Below are 14,871 nucleotides of genomic sequence, written 5' to 3' on the forward strand. Positions count from 1 at the left end.
AACCCTAGACGGTCCCGCTGACACGCTCGCGGGCGTCCGTCAGCGGCGCAGCATCTTCCGCGCGAGCCCGTTGCCGATCGCCTGGACCACCTGCACGATCACCACGATCACCGCCACGGAGACGAGCGTGATCTCCCAGTTGAAGCGCTGGTAGCCGTAACGGATCGCGAAGTCACCGATGCCACCACCGCCGATCAGGCCAGCCATCGCGGACATGTCGATCACACCGACGAACAGGAACGTGTAGCCCAGGATGAGCGGGCTCAGCGCCTCCGGGATGAGCACGGTGCGCACCACGCGCATGCGGGACGCGCCCATCGAGCGCGCCGCCTCGACGACCCCCGGGTCGATCGACACGAGGTTCTGCTCGACGAGCCGCGAGAACGCGAACGACGCCATGATCGTCATCGGGAAGATGACCGCCTCGGTACCGATCGTCTTGCCGACGACCTGCATCGTGAGGGGCCCGATCGCCGTGATGAAGATGATGAACGGGATGGGTCGCACGAGGTTCACGAGCATGTTGAGCACCGTGAACACGACGCGGTTCTCGAAGAGGTTCCCCGCGCGCGTGCCGTACAGGGTCAGGCCCATGATGAGGCCGAAGAACCCGCCGACGACGAGCGTGATGCCGACCATGTAGAGCGTCTGCACGATCGAGTCGAGCAGGACCGGGAGCATCTGGTCCCAGTCCGTCGGGCGCGCGGCGCCCGGGAGGAGCGTCGGGAGCGCGAGGGCGAAGGACGCGGTCATGACTGGGGCCCCTTCCGCCGGAACGGCGCTAGCGGGTCGAAGGACGGCGCGCCGCCGGGCGCCGCGTCGAGGTTCGTGGGCAGAGCGTCGCGGTCCGACGGGACCGACAGCGGCGTCGTCGACGCGCGCGGCCCGACGGCGTCCGGGTCCTCGATCGGGGCCGCGGCGGTGCCGAGGTCGAGGACCGTCGTCGAGCGTGACAGGTCCGCGATGAACGCGTCGATCGCGGCGGTGTCCCCCTCGACCTCGAGGGTGAGCGAGCCGTAGGGCCGCTCGGAGATCTCGGTGATGCCGCCGTAGACGATCGTGCCGTCCACGGGGTGCTCGCGCAGCGCGCGCGTCAGGTCGGTCGACGACGCACCGTCCTCGCGGATGCCGATCGTCACGATGCGGCCCGGGTGCCGGCGGCGCAGGCGCTCGAGCGCGGCAGGGCTCGGGCGGTCGCGCAGCGCAGTGCCGACGAAGCGGCGCGTCGCGGGGTGCTTGGGCCGCGCGAACACGTCGTAGACGTCGCCGTGCTCGACGACCTTGCCGCCCTCCATGACCGCGACGCGGTCGCACACGTACTTCACGACGTCCATCTCGTGCGTGATCACGACGACGGTCACACCCAGCTCGACGTTGACGCGCTTGAGGAGATTGAGCACGTCCTGCGTGGTCTCGGGGTCGAGCGCGCTCGTCGACTCGTCCGCGAGGAGGATCTTCGGGTTCGTGGCGAGGGCGCGGGCGATGCCGACGCGCTGCTTCTGCCCGCCGGACAGCTGAGACGGGTACTGGCGCGCCTTGTCGCTCAGCCCGACGAACTCGAGCAGCTCGGCGACGCGCGCGGCGCGTCGGGGCTTGGACCAGCCGGCGACCTCGAGCGGGTACGCGACGTTCCCCGCGACGGTGCGGGAAGACAGCAGGTTGAACTGCTGGAAGATCATGCCGATCCCGCTGCGGGCGACGCGCAGCTCGGACTCCTTGAGCGCGTGGATGTCCTGCCCGTCGACGACGACGGTGCCGCTCGTGACCGGCTCGAGCGCGTTGATGAGGCGCACGAGCGTGGACTTGCCGGCGCCCGAGTACCCGATGACGCCGTAGACCTCACCTGCCTCGATCCGCAGGTCGACGCCGTCGACGGCTCTCACCTCGCCGGACTTGGTGCGGAACACCTTGGTGGCGTCACGGAACTCCACCATGGCTTGCGGCTGGCTCATCGGCACTGCTCTCAATCCGTCGGTCACGTGTCGCTCATTGTCGCGCAGCGTGCTGCCCCGCGCCCGGGAGTCTCAGCACGACGACGGGGCTGCGCGTGCACAGCCCCGTCGTCCTCGTGCGCGTCACCGGGCCCCTCACCGGTGACGCTGGATGGTCAGCCCTTGATCTGGGCCTGGATGTCGGCGAGGTAGCCGGCGAGCGTCGCGCCGTCCTCCTTGACGATCACGGCCGAGCCGCCCGAGGCGGCCTTGAGGGCTTCCTCGACCTCGGCGTCGTGCGCGATCTCGACGAGCTTGAGGAGGGTCGGGTCGTTCTTGTCCTCGTCGCGGGCGACCCAGATGTTGATGTACGGGCGGGCGCCGACCGAGGACGGGTCGTCCTGGGCGATGGCGTCCTCGGGCTTGAGGCCCGCGTCAGCGATGAAGTCGTTGTTGATGATCGCCGCGGCGACCGACTGGAGCGAGATCGCGGCCTGGGCGGCGTCGACCGGCGTGACCTTGACCTTGGACTCGGGCAGGACGTCAAGCTCGGTCGAAGCGAGGGTCCCGCCGTCCTTGAGCTGGACGAGCCCGGCGCTCTGCAGCACGAACAGCGCGCGGTTGAGGTTCGTCGGGTCGTTGGGGACGGCGATCTCGGAGCCGGCGGGGATGGCGTCGACCGAGTCGTACTCGTTCGAGTAGAGGGCGAGCGGGTAGATCGCGGTCGAGCCGATCGGGGTCAGGTTGTCGTCGGACGCGACGTTGTAGTCCGCGAGGTACTGCAGGTGCTGGAACTGGTTGAGGTCCAGCTGGTCCTGGCTGAGCGCGGGGTTCGGCTCGGTGTAGGCCGTGAAGTTGATGATCTCGACGTCGATGCCGGCCTCTTCGGCCTTCTTCTCGAAGATGGGCCACTGGTCGTCCTGCGAGCCGACGACGCCGATGCGGACGGGCTCGGTGCGGGCGGCGGGGGTCTCGCCTGCGGCGGGGGTGGCCTTGGAGTCGTTCGAGTCGCTGCCGCAGGCGGCGAGCGTGGCGAGGAGCGCGGTGGCGGCGACGACGGCGGTGGTCTTGCGGATCATGGTTCTCTCACTTCGTGTGGTGGTGACAGTCCCCGGTCGAGGCAGCGGCAGACGCTGCGACGGGGGTCGACACAGGGAGGCGGGCGTACCGCCGAGGGCGCGGGGGTGCGGGAGCTGGGCGCGTGACTGTGCCACGGCCTGGCAGGGTGGGCTCTCCGCCGGCGACCGCTGTGCGGTCGGGTCCTTCTGGACTGTCCGGAGGCTCAGGCCTGCGCGGCCCGCTGCGGCATTCGACAACACATCACGCCGCGACGGGAGGTCGCGGTGGCGATGAGGTCGAGGCCTGCGGTGCGGGTCATGTTCTCCACTATGGGTGGGCGCAGGCCCTCCTGACCAGCGAGATCCAGAATATCTCGGATGCTGGACGAGGCGTCCGAATTGTGGCGCCAGATCAGGAGGAGCCCGACAATCCGGGCACCGCCAGGCATGAAAGGACCCCCCGCACACCCGCCAGAGCTCACCTACCCTTGCTGCCTTCCGGCCCTGGGGGAGTTCAGCGAGATGACGCCGTACGAGGGGTCACCCCCGAGCCTAGCCCAGCGCCGGACCGCCCTCAAACTCCGCACACGAGGGCCGTCCGCACCCCCTGACTGTCCCAGTTTCAGCATCCGGCCACTCGTCGGGTATCCTCGGACGTGCTGTCACCAGGAGGATTCGCCTAGTGGCCTATGGCGCCGTCTTGGAAAGGCGGTTGGGTTAACGCCCTCGGGGGTTCGAATCCCCCATCCTCCGCAGCAGCACGAAGGCCCCGGACCACGTTTCACGGTCCGGGGCCTTCGTCATGGGCGAACGGCCGCACCGCGCTCCCCCCGACCACACCCCGGGCTCGCTGCGATGATGGGCTCATGCGTCCGTTCGTCACCGCGCTGCGTCGCGCCTCCGTCCCCACCCTCCTCATCGCCGCGGGCATCGCCCTCGCACCCGCAGCAGCAGCCCACAACCCGCCACCGGTGCCGACCCCGGCCGACGGCGCGACGGTCACGGAAGCCCCCGACGAGGTCGTCCTCACGTTCACCGACGTCGTGCTCGAGGTCGGCGCGACGGTCGCCGTCACCGCCCCCGACGGCACCGACGTCACGGACGGGGAAGCCGTGGTCGACGACACGGTCGTCACCCAGGCCCTCACCGCAGAGCGCCCCGCGGGCGAGTACCGCGTCGACTGGCGCGTCACCTCCGCCGACGGCCACCCCGTCGACGGCACGTTCACCTTCACCGCGTCCGACGCCGTCGCGCCCGCCCCTGCAACCCCTGAGGCCACGCCTTCCGAGGAGCCGAGCACCCCGCCCGCGACCGAAGCGCCGGTCGCACCGAGCCCCACGCCGACCGTGACGGACGACGGCGATATCACCACGCCAACCGAACCCGGCCGCACGATCGCCCTGGTCGTCGCAGCAGCCGCAGCGCTCGTCTTCATCCCGCTCCTCGTACGCCGGCTGCGAGAGACGCGCGAAGGCTGACGCGCGCGAGCGCGCACGAGCGAACCGCTCACGTCTGCGGCGGCTGGAACGATGTACCTGCTGGAAGCGCCACCAGATATGGTGAGCGACACACACCCGCACCAGGTGCAGACGACGGAGGAGGCGACAGATGGCCCCCTCGTCGATCCGCCGCACGAGCGTCCGCGAGGTGTATGTGAGGCGAGCGGTGGCCGCTGGTGAAGGTCGTGCGCAGGACGCGTATCCCTCGAGCCGCCGCACCGAGGCCGGTCCTAGACTCGCAGCCGTGATCTTCCGCGCCGTGGGCGATGGCCGCCCCTACCCCGAGCACGGCCTCGTCACGCCCAAGGACTGGGCTGTCGTGGCACCACGTCAGGTGCGCCTCGACGAGCTCGTCACGACCAAGCGGACCCTCAACCTCGACTCCCTCCTCTCGGACGACTCGACGTTCTACGGCGACCTCTTCGCCCACGTGATCATGTACCGCGGCGTCATGTACCTCGAGGACGGCCTGCACCGCGCCGTCCGCGCGGCGCTCCAGCAGCGCCCCATCCTGCACGCGCGCGTCCTGACGATCCCCGACGACGCAGAGCCCGTCTCGCCCGCGGACTCGGCAGCAGAGGTGACGTCCGAGCTTCCCGTGACCCGCACCCCGGCCGCTCCCGCGGCTGACGACCTCGACTAGATTGCACCTGTGAACACACCCCTGACCCCGCAGCAGGCGCGCGCCCTGCGCAGCCGCAAGCAGCACGAGCGCCAGGCCGTCGTCTTCGGTCTGCTCATCGCGCTGCTCGCGGCCACGGGCGTCGTCGGCCTCGCCGTCTACACGGGTGCGTTGTCCTTCCCCGGCTCCGCCGACTTCGTCGCGAAGGAGAAGGAGCCCGGGACGACGTTCACCGCGCCGCAGCCGTGCGTTCCCTCCGGGACCGTCCCGGTCGGCCGCAAGAAGATCAAGGTCACCGTCCTCAACGGCTCCGACCGTGCAGGGCTCGCGGCGGTCGTGAGCGACCTCCTCACCGACGAGGGCTTCACCGTCGAAGGGACCGGCAACGACACGCGGCGCCCGGCGCAGCCGATCATCTCCTTCGGGGCCAAGGGCATCACCCGCGCCTACACGCTGCTCGCCTACGTGCCCGAGGCGCGGCTCGTCCTCGACAACCGCCCCGGCGCGTCCGTCGACCTCACCGTCCCTGAGAAGTTTGCGGGACTCGTCCCGAGCGACCAGGTCATCCTCGACCCCGAGATCCCCCTCGAGAGCGTCCCCGAGTGCCTCGAGCTCGACGCCGTGACACCGCAGCCCGCACCGGCTCGCTTCACCAAGACCGAGGAAGCGACCGAAGAGCCCGCGGAGGGCTGATGGCGCAGGTCCGTCGCGCACGCACGGACGCCCTCGAACGCGCACGCCTCGAGGAGATCTGCCTGCTCACCGGCGCCGCCGGCGGGGACGCCACACAGCTCCTCGACGACCCGACACTCCTCACCGACGCCTACCTCACGCCCTACCTCGCGCTCGAGCCCGACCTCTGCCTCGTCCTCGTCGACGACGCCGACATCCCCGTCGGGTACGCCATCGGCGCCGCAGACACCGCCGCGTTCGAGGCGCGGTGCGCCGCATGGTGGCCGGTGGTCCGCGCCCGGCACGGGACCCGCACCCGACCTCCCCGGCCAGGGCTCGAGCAGCACCTCGTCGAGCGGCTCGACGGCCGCAACCTCACCGACCCGCGCCTCCTCGACCAGTTCCCCGCCCACCTGCACATCGACCTGCTGTCCACCGCCCAGGGCGGCGGCAACGGCCGGCTCCTCATCACCGCGCTGCTCGACGCCCTGCGCGAGGCGGGCGCCCGCGGCGTCCATCTCGGTGTCGACCCCGCCAACACACGTGCGCTCGGCTTCTACCGCCACCTCGGCTTCGCCGAGGTCCCCCACGCGAACAGCCTCGTGCTCGGCCTCCCCCTGTGACGACAGGGCACCTGACGACGAACGCCGCCGCCCCGGACGGGGCGACGGCGTCCTGTCAGCGCTGAGCGCCGGTCAGTCGAGGACCGTGTCCGGGACGGACGTCGGGCTCGCAGGCTCCGCCGTCGTCCCCCGCAGTCGGGAGACCACCCGCATGAGGTGGTACAGGACGATCGCAGCGATCGCGCCCGACGCGATGCCGCCGATCGTCACGCTGCCGATCGTGAACGTGTAGTCGGCGATGCCCATGATGAGCGCGACCGCCGTCGGCGTGAGGTTCACCGGGTCAGAGAAGTCCACCTTGTTCTGCACCCAGATACGGGCGCCGAGCAGGCCGATCATGCCGTAGAGCACGGTGCCCGCACCGCCGAGGACACCGGCAGGCATCGCCTGGATCACCGCGCCGACCTTCGGGGAGAACGCGAGGAGCAGCGCCGTCGCGCCCGCGACCCAGTACACCGCCGTCGAGTAGACGCGCGTCGCCGCCATGACACCGATGTTCTCGGCGTACGTCGTCGTGCCCGAGCCGCCGCCCGCACCCGCGAGGACCGTCGCGACGCCGTCCGCGACGAGCGCCTTGCCGACCTTGTCGTCGAGGTTCTGGCCCGTCATCGCCGCGACCGACTTCACGTGCCCGATGTTCTCCGCAACGAGCACCAGCACCACGGGCACGAACATGACGAGCAGCCCCGGGTCGAACGTCGGCGTCGTGAAGTGCGGGAGGCCGAAGATCGGCGCGTCGCCGACGCCGTCGAAGCTGATCTCGTCACGGAACCACGCGACGACGTAACCGACCGCGACACCGACGAGGATCGACAGGCGGCCGAGGATCCCGCGGAACAGGACGGCTGTGAGCGCGATCGCGAGCACGACGACGAGGCCGGTCACCGGGGCGGCACGGAAGCCGGACGTGCAGGACGGCACGATCTCGCCGTCGACGACCGACTGCTGGCACGCACCCCACGCGGCGCTCGCAAGGTTCAGGCCGATCAGCGCGACGATCGCGCCGTTGACGACCGGAGGCATGAGCGCATTGATCCAGCGGACACCGGCGACGTGACCGACGACCCCGATCACGATCAGGGCCGCCCCCGTGAAGACGACGCCGCCGAGCGCGTCCGAGACGGTCGCGGCGGCCGCGAACGGCGCGAGGAACGCGAAGCTCGAGCCGAGGTAGCTCGGGAGGGTGTTGCGGTTGATCAGCAGGAAGATGAACGTGCCGATCGCGGAGAAGAACAGCGTGGTCGTCGCCGGGAGGCCGGTCAGGAGCGGCACGATGAGGGTGGCCCCCGACATGGCGACGACGTGCTGCATCCCGAGACCGATCGTCCGCGGCCACGTGAGGCGCTCGAGCGGCGCCACCGCCTCCCCGTTCCTCACAGTCGTACCGTCGCCGTGCAAGGTCCACAGAGCCATGCGCATTCCCGTCTCGAGAGCTCGGATGGCGCCCGCCGCGCCGGGGGAATGCTACTCCCGGCGCGGGTCCGCGTCGCGCGTCGTTTCAGACGCAGCCGTTGACCGTCGCGGCGATGCGGTCGGCTGCGGCGCGCGCCTTGTCCCGCGCCTTCGACGTCCAGAGCCTGTTCGCGACGATCGAGAACGCCTTGAGCCGCCCGTCCTCACCGACGGTGTAGCCCGACAGCGCGATCTCCCAGTCGAGCGAGCCGGTCTTGGCGACCACGGCGCCGCGCGCACACTCCGACTTGCCCGTGAAACGGTATGCGAGCGTCCCCGTGCGCCCCGCGAGGGGGAGCGACCAGTCCTCGTAGAGGAGGGCCCGCAGCTCAGACCGGTCAGGCTGCGCCGCGACGCTCAGCAGGTTGACGACAGCGGCTGGCGAGATCTTGTTCGCCGCGGAGAGGCCGGACCCGTCCGCGAGCACGCTCGTGCCCAGGTCGACGCCGAGACGACGCATGACCTTCCGTGTGCCCTTCACGCCGCCAGCAAAGGTGGGTCGGTAGCCCTCGGAGCGCGCGACGTGCCGGCTCAGCACCTCGGCGACCTGGTTGTCCGAGACGAGCAGCATGCGCTTGACGAGCGTGTGGACCGTGTCGGAGTCGACCCGCGCGACGACGCGCGCCTTCGCGGGCGCGGCCTTGGCCCCCCGGTACTCCACGACCCATCCCCTGCCGAGGCTCGAGTCGAGCCGCTTCGCGAAGTAGCGCGCCGCCGACGCCGCGGAGTCCGACGAGCGCACGGTCGTGCGGGCCGTGCCGCGCACCGGCTGGATCGTGCCGAGACCGTAGCCGCCCTTGCGCCACGTGCCGAGCTTGCTGGCTCCCGCGAACACCGAGTCGTCGAGCCGTACGTACACGACCTTGCGGAGCTTGCCCTTGACCTTGGTCCGGGCGGGCTGCTTGGACTTGAGCGCAGCCGCGGTCTGCTTCGCGAGCAGCCTGAGCTTCGCGTTCGTCATCCGAGGGTCGCCGCCCGAGACGAGGGTGACGGTCCGTGCGCGGCCCTTGCGCTCGATGACGGTCGGGAACCGCGTCTCGAGCCCGAGGGAGGCGAGGGCCGCCGTCGCCGTGAACAGCTTGGTCGTGGACGCGGCGATGCGCGGGGTCCCCGACCTGGACGAGTAGATGCTGCGGCCGCTCTCGACATCGACGATCCGCACCGACGCGGCGGGGCCGAGCCCACCCTTGTCGACGATCCTCGTCACGTCGAGGTTGACGGCCTGCCGGACCTCGTCCTCGCTCGGCGGGAGGGGGAGCGCCACGGTGTCGTCGAGCTCGGCGCTCCCGTCCGTGGGAACCGGTGTCGTGCCCGGCGGGGTCGTCGCGGGCGGGGTCGGATCCACGACGGGCCAGATCGCTGCGTCCGCCGCGTCGAGACCGCCAGGGACGCCCCCGAGGACGAGGGCTGCCGCGAGCGCCAGGGCAGCACGACGGCGGCCAGGGCTGGTGGGCTGCGGCGCGGTCACCCCTCGACGATACTGTCGCCGGGGATGGGCGGTCCATCAGGAGTGGCCGTGCCGGTCCAGGAGGTTCGCAGCGAGCTCGTCGCCCCGCTGGGCGGCGCGGTGCCATGCCCGCCGGGCGGCCTCGAGGTCGCCGTTGTCGCACCACAGCGACCCCAGGTTGGTCAGTGCGTGCACGTCGCCGAGCTCGGCCGCGACGAGCAGGAGCGCCTCCGCGTCGTCGGTGCGCTCGGCCTCCCCCAGCAGGAGCGCCATCGTGACCGCGACGTGGTGCTCGCCCGCGGTCCAGTGGCGGTCGAGGATCTCGAGGCCCTCGTACGTCGGCGTCGACTCCCGCAACGCGTACTCGACCGCTGACTCCCAGCTCGTCCCGACGGACTCGTCGATGATGCGGTCCGCGTCCGCCGACATACCGAGGAGGCGCAGCACCCGCGCGAGCCGGACGGGAGTCTCGGGGAGCTCGAGCGCACGCGCGTAGTGCAGCGCCGCAGCCTGGTGCTCCCCGCACGCCTCGAAGATCTGTGCCGCCATGAACGCACCCTTGGCGTCACCGTGCTCGGAGGCGGTCACGAACCCCTGCCGGGCGCGGTCTACGTCGCCGCACTCGTGGTGCAGGAGCGCAAGGTTGTAGACGGCCTCGACGACCCCCGCCGCGATCGCCTTCTCGTAGAACGGGACGGCTGCCGCGTCGCAGCCGAGCGCCCGCAGGTCGTTCGCGATGTTGAAGAACTCCTCGGGGTGCTCCGAGGACACACGCCCGAGCGCGACGCGGATGTCTTCCGCTGCATCCATGTCGTCGTGTTCGCTGGCCATTTCTGGAGCATGGCAACGCCGTGAGGGGCCAGCAACCCTAACCACCCCGGGTCGTCGCGACGTCGCCCCGGGTATCGCCCGTGTCGTTGGTGCCGTCGCCCGGCCCGTCGCGCTCACCAGCGGGTTCTCACCACGTGGGCGCTGCGGTCGCGAAATCGTCATGTTTCCGCCAATCTGGTGGAAATCTCCGCACGGTCGTCGTCCACGACGGCCGGTCCGCCCCCCGCCGCTCGCCGCGCCAAGGAGCACCACGTGCCTCGTCCCCTGCTGGACCGCTCACGCCGCCGCCAGCGGCGTGTCACCGCGACCTTCCTGGTCGCGATGATCGCGGCGGCCAGCATCGGTGCCACCGCGATCATCGCTCCCACCGCCGAGCAGACCGATGTCGCCGAGCTGTTCCCCCCGGAGCCGCCCGTCGGGGTCGACGACGGCGTCCGCACGTCCCTGACAGGTCGCTCCGACTCGAGGCTCCCGGTCGACACCTCCGTCTCGACGGGCCTGCCGACCTCGAAGGCCGGTCCCTCGGCCGGTCCGACGACGCGGCTCGGGCGCCCGTGGCACCCGCTGCGCGGGCGGCGGCCGCCTGTCGCTCCGACAACCGGCCCCACCCCGCCCACGGCGACGGCACCGCCCACCACGCGGCCCACCACCGCCCCGCCGACGCCGGGCCCGACGAGCACGCCGTCGAGCACGCCCACTGCCACGGAGCCGGACCCGTCGACGAGCCCGACGAAGGCCCCGACCAAGACACCGAACCCGACCAAGGCGCCGCCGACCACCACGCCTCCGGCGCCGAAGCCGCCGGCCACGTCCCGCCCCGACGGCTCGAGCACCGGCGTGCCCGCCGGGACGAAGCTCAAGGTCCACGAGGGGGACCTGACCGTCACCCAGCGGGGTGCTGTGGTCGACCGACTCGACGTCCGCGGCGCGATCCGGGTCCAAGCGAGCGACGTCACGATCAAGAACACCATCGTGCGCGGGCGCCCCGTCTCCTCGATATTCCATCTCGTGCAGATCTCCGAGAACGCGAGGGGCACCAGGATCGTCGACTCCGAGATCTTCGGGGCGAACCCGTCCCCGTACGTCATGGGGGTCGTCGGCTCGAGCTTCACGCTCGAGCGCGTCAACATCCACACGGTCATCGACCAGGTCACGATCATCGGCAAGGACGTGACCATCAAGAGCTCGTGGCTCCACGACAACCTGTCGTACGCGCAGGACCCCAACCACAACGGCGGCCCGTCGCACGACGACAACATCCAGATCCAGGTCGGCTCCAACCTGCTCGTGACGGGCAGCCGGCTCGAGGGATCGAGCAGCGCTGCGGTCATGATCACGCAGGGCCGCGGCAAGGTCTCCGGCACGACCGTCGAGAACAGCTGGATCGACGGCGGCTCCTGCTCGGTCAACATCGCCGAGCTCAACCAGGGCCCGCTGAGCGGGCTCACGTTCCGGAACAACGTCTTCGGCACATCGACCCGGCACCCGTACTGCGCGCTGCTCGTCCCGTCGACGACCACGGTCACGCAGTCCGGCAACTCGTTCGCCGACGGGACCGTTTTCCGGGTCTCGAAGGGCTAAAGCCCCCGCCCCACCCTGCCGATCTGGGTGGTATGCGTCACTTTTGCCCCACTGCGCCCACGCTGACCAGCAGCGCCGCGCGTGTGACGCGCAACCTCTTGAGAAGAGGTTCACACCACACCACTCTTGGGTTCACCCTGGATGTACCCCAAAAGGGGCATATCCCCCACCCAGGAGTCGCTGTGCACACCCCCGACAGCACCACCACCTCCCGAGCGATCAGCACCCTGATCGCCTCGGTGATCGCTGCCGTCGTCGGCCTGTCCGGCCTCGCCGTCGTTGCGCCCGCCGCGACCGCAGCCAGCTCGACGCCCGAGAGCATCAGCCAGCGCGTCGCGAAGAAGAAGGCGAGCACCTACAAGGCCGTCACGGCCAAGCGCACGCTCGGCAGCGCCAAGGGCACGACGCTCAAGGCCGGCAAGGCGACCACGAAGAAGGTCAAGCGCCACGCCAAGGTCCCCGCGAAGACGACGTCGCTCGTCGTGAAGGTGACCGTCCGCGGCGCCAAGAAGCCAGGCACGCTCCAGCTCTGGACGCCCGGCAAGGCCAAGGTCGAGCGCACGGTCGTGAAGTACGGCAAGGGCACGACAATCGACAAGGTCCGCATCACGACGTCGGCCAGCGGCAAGATCCGCCTCAAGGCCAGCACCGAGGTGCGCGTCAAGCTCAGCACCGTAGGCTTCAAGAAGCGCACCGCCAAGCCGAACGCCACGAACACCGGCGTCCCCACGAGCAAGAAGAAGAAGCTCAAGGTCCACAACCGCGACCTCGTCGTCACGAAGAACGGCACCGTCATCGACGGTTACGACATCCGCGGCGTCGTGAAGATCCGCGCGAACGACGTCACGATCAAGAACTCGATCGTGCGGGGCGGCGCTCGAGCCAAGTCGATCACCCACCTCGTCCAGATCGCTGACGACGCCCGCCGTACCACGATCGTCGACTCGGAGATCGCTGCGACCCACGCCTCCCCGTACGTCATGGGTGTCGTCGGCGCACGCTTCACCCTCCTGCGCACCAACATCCACCGCGTCATCGACCAGGTGACGATCATCGGCCCCCACGTCCTCATCGAGGACTCCTGGCTACACGGCAACCTCTCCTACGCGAACGACCCCAACCACCGGGGCGGTCCGTCGCACGACGACAACATCCAGATCCAGCAGGGCACCAACATCCGCGTGATCGGCAGCCGGCTCGAAGGATCGAGCAGCGCCGCCGTCATGATCACCCAGGGGCGCGGCAAGGTCGCCAACGCCCGCTTCGAGGGCAACTGGATCAACAACGGCTCGTGCTCCGTCAACATCACCAGGAGCGCCTACGGCCCGTTGCAGGGCGTCGCGGTGACCGGGAACTCGTTCGGCACCGCGACACGTCACCAGTACTGCGGCATCATCATGCCGGTGACGACGAAGCTCGTCGAGGCCCGCAACTTCTTCACCGACAACCACGCGTTCCGCATCAGCCGCGGCGCCTGATCACGCGAGGACGACGGCCGACTCCCCGGCGAGCATCCCGCCGTCGACCGGGCTGCTCGCGACGAGGACCTCGCCCGCAGGCAGCTCGACCGGCTCCTCGGTGAGGTTCACGACGACCCTCAGGTCCCGCCCGCCCGCCGCCGCCCGACGGCGCAGCACGAGCAGGTCCGGACCAGGCTCCTCCCACGAGACGGACCCGCTGCGCAACGCAGGCTCCGCCCGGCGCAGCGCGAGGACGGACCGGTACAGCGCGAGCATCGAGGCCGGGTCGGCCTCCTGCCGCTCGACCGTCAGCGACGCCCAGCCTTCAGGCTGCGGCAGCCAGGTCGCGGCGTCGTCCGCGGCGAAGCCGAACGGCGGGCGGACGCCCGACCACGGCAGCGGGACGCGGCAGCCGTCACGGCCGCGCACCCGGCCACCCGAGCGGGCCACCGCCGGATCCTGCAGCACCTCGAGCGGCAGGTCCTCCACCTCGGGCAGCCCGAGCTCCTGGCCCGCATACACGTACGCGGCGCCCGGCAGGGAGAGCAGCAGGACGCTCATCGCGCGCGCCCGGCGCGTCCCGCGCGCGAACGCCTCGGGGTCGAGGGCACGCTCTTGCGCGACGTCGGGCACGTAGTCCCCGACGAGCGTCACGTCCGCGCCGTACCGCGTCACCGAGCGGGTCGTGTCGTGGTTGTCCGTGACCCACGTGGTCGGGGCGCCCACCGCGGCGTTCGCCGCGATCGACTCGTCGACCGCCGCACGCAGGGACGCACCGTCCCACCCCGCCTTGACGAAGCGGAAGTTGAAGGCGAGGTGCATCTCGTCAGGCCGCAGGAAGGCGGCGACGACGTCGTCCGGGGCGCCGGTCTCGATGACCGCCATGCGGTCGCCGGGGTACTCGTCCATGACGCGACGGAACGCGCGGTAGACGTCGTGCACCGCGCTCGACTCGTCCTTCGGGATGACCGGCGAGCCGTCCTCCGTGTCTGGCCACGTCGTGTCCTTGATGAGCGCGTCCGACACGTCGATGCGGAAGCCGTCGACGCCCCGGTCGAGCCAGAACCGCAGGATCCGCTCGAACTCCGTGAGGATCTCCGGGTTGCCCCAGTCGAAGTCCGGCTGCTCGGCCGCGAACAGGTGGTAGTACCACTGCCCTGGCGTCCCGTCGGGCTCGGTCACGCGCGTCCACGACGGTCCGCCGAAGACGGAACGCCAGTTGTTGGGAGGCAGGTCGCCGTCCGGGCCTCGCCCGTCGACGAAGTGGAAGCGGGAACGCTCGGCGCTGCCACGACCTGCCGCGACCGCCGCCCGGAACCACGGGTGCTGGTCGGAGCAGTGGTTGGGGACGAGGTCGATCGTCACGCGCAGGCCGCGCTCGTGTGCCGCTGCGAGGAGCTCGTCGAAGTCGTCGAGCGTGCCGAACATCGGGTCGACGTCGCAGTAGTCGGAGACGTCGTACCCGGCGTCGACCTGGGGCGACGGGTAGAACGGCGAGAGCCACAGGGCGTCTGCCCCGAGCGCCGCGACGTGGTCGAGCCGCGCCGTGATGCCCCGCAGGTCACCCATGCCGTCGCCGTCGCTGTCTGCGTAGGAGCGCGGGTACACCTGGTAGAACACGGCGTCACGCCACCACGGCGCGGCCTCCTCGGATGCGGTGGAGACGGCGGACGAGGAGGCGGGTGCAGAGGTCAC

General features: G+C 70.6%; 13 protein-coding genes, 1 tRNA gene and 1 other RNA gene. 7 read left to right on the top strand and 8 right to left on the bottom strand.

Features of this window, described 5'->3' with window-relative positions; genetic code table 11:
- Nucleotides 1-39: 39 nt before the first annotated feature.
- The 4 genes from HF995_RS04270 to ffs form a co-directional block, all read right to left on the bottom strand.
- Nucleotides 40-753, bottom strand: coding sequence for a methionine ABC transporter permease (locus HF995_RS04270; protein ID WP_168446526.1), 714 nt, complete (start codon nucleotides 751-753; stop codon nucleotides 40-42).
- Nucleotides 750-1,952 carry a methionine ABC transporter ATP-binding protein gene (locus tag HF995_RS04275; RefSeq protein ID WP_210727068.1) on the bottom strand — a complete coding sequence of 401 codons (1,203 nt, stop codon included), beginning with the start codon at nucleotides 1,950-1,952 and terminating at the stop codon, nucleotides 750-752. Before HF995_RS04275 ends, HF995_RS04270 begins: the two co-directional genes overlap by 4 nt.
- Before the next feature lie 155 nt (nucleotides 1,953-2,107).
- Nucleotides 2,108-3,010 (bottom strand): MetQ/NlpA family ABC transporter substrate-binding protein, encoded by a 903-nt coding sequence (locus HF995_RS04280; protein ID WP_168446527.1) that lies wholly within the window; start codon nucleotides 3,008-3,010, stop codon nucleotides 2,108-2,110.
- Between the two features lie 427 nt (nucleotides 3,011-3,437).
- An RNA gene (ffs, locus tag HF995_RS04285) (signal recognition particle sRNA small type) lies at nucleotides 3,438-3,534 on the bottom strand.
- Nucleotides 3,535-3,657: 123 nt separating this feature from the next.
- Here ffs and HF995_RS04290 point away from each other — a divergent pair.
- The 5 genes from HF995_RS04290 (at nucleotide 3,658) to HF995_RS04310 (ending at nucleotide 6,405) form a co-directional block, all read left to right on the top strand.
- A tRNA-Ser gene (locus HF995_RS04290) sits at nucleotides 3,658-3,742 on the top strand.
- A 113-nt stretch (nucleotides 3,743-3,855) separates the two neighbouring features.
- Nucleotides 3,856-4,467: a copper resistance CopC family protein gene (locus HF995_RS04295; RefSeq protein ID WP_168446528.1), complete on the top strand. Its 612-nt coding sequence runs from the start codon at nucleotides 3,856-3,858 to the stop codon at nucleotides 4,465-4,467.
- A gap of 265 nt (nucleotides 4,468-4,732) precedes the next feature.
- A complete protein-coding gene (locus tag HF995_RS04300; RefSeq protein WP_168446986.1) occupies nucleotides 4,733-5,131 on the top strand; it encodes a type II toxin-antitoxin system VapB family antitoxin in 399 nt (132 codons plus the stop codon).
- A 9-nt stretch (nucleotides 5,132-5,140) separates the two neighbouring features.
- On the top strand, nucleotides 5,141-5,803 hold the full coding sequence (locus HF995_RS04305; RefSeq protein WP_168446529.1) for a LytR C-terminal domain-containing protein: 663 nt from the start codon (nucleotides 5,141-5,143) through the stop codon (nucleotides 5,801-5,803).
- Entirely contained in the window at nucleotides 5,803-6,405 is a 603-nt protein-coding gene (locus tag HF995_RS04310) for a GNAT family N-acetyltransferase (RefSeq protein ID WP_168446530.1), read from the top strand. The genes HF995_RS04305 and HF995_RS04310 overlap by 1 nt, the downstream gene beginning before the upstream one ends.
- Nucleotides 6,406-6,477: 72 nt before the next feature.
- Here HF995_RS04310 and HF995_RS04315 read toward each other — a convergent pair whose 3' ends face one another.
- The 3 genes from HF995_RS04315 to HF995_RS04325 form a co-directional block, all read right to left on the bottom strand.
- Nucleotides 6,478-7,818, bottom strand: a complete 1,341-nt coding sequence (locus HF995_RS04315) for a uracil-xanthine permease family protein (protein ID WP_168446531.1) — start codon at nucleotides 7,816-7,818, stop codon at nucleotides 6,478-6,480.
- Nucleotides 7,819-7,903: 85 nt separating this feature from the next.
- Entirely contained in the window at nucleotides 7,904-9,325 is a 1,422-nt protein-coding gene (gene dacB, locus HF995_RS04320; protein ID WP_168446532.1) for a D-alanyl-D-alanine carboxypeptidase/D-alanyl-D-alanine endopeptidase, read from the bottom strand.
- A 36-nt stretch (nucleotides 9,326-9,361) separates the two neighbouring features.
- Nucleotides 9,362-10,135 (bottom strand): tetratricopeptide repeat protein, encoded by a 774-nt coding sequence (locus HF995_RS04325; protein ID WP_168446533.1) that lies wholly within the window; start codon nucleotides 10,133-10,135, stop codon nucleotides 9,362-9,364.
- A gap of 252 nt (nucleotides 10,136-10,387) precedes the next feature.
- Here HF995_RS04325 and HF995_RS04330 point away from each other — a divergent pair, with 252 nt between their 5' ends.
- Nucleotides 10,388-11,716, top strand: coding sequence for a hypothetical protein (locus tag HF995_RS04330; RefSeq protein ID WP_168446534.1), 1,329 nt, complete (start codon nucleotides 10,388-10,390; stop codon nucleotides 11,714-11,716).
- A gap of 182 nt (nucleotides 11,717-11,898) precedes the next feature.
- Nucleotides 11,899-13,194 (top strand): hypothetical protein, encoded by a 1,296-nt coding sequence (locus HF995_RS04335; RefSeq protein ID WP_168446535.1) that lies wholly within the window; start codon nucleotides 11,899-11,901, stop codon nucleotides 13,192-13,194.
- On the opposite strand, the gene HF995_RS04340 is transcribed toward HF995_RS04335, so the two are convergent.
- A complete protein-coding gene (locus tag HF995_RS04340) occupies nucleotides 13,195-14,871 on the bottom strand; it encodes a glycoside hydrolase family 13 protein (protein ID WP_350308726.1) in 1,677 nt (558 codons plus the stop codon).

Source organism: Sanguibacter hominis ATCC BAA-789 (genome assembly GCF_012396185.1).
Taxonomy (GTDB): domain Bacteria; phylum Actinomycetota; class Actinomycetes; order Actinomycetales; family Cellulomonadaceae; genus Flavimobilis; species Flavimobilis hominis.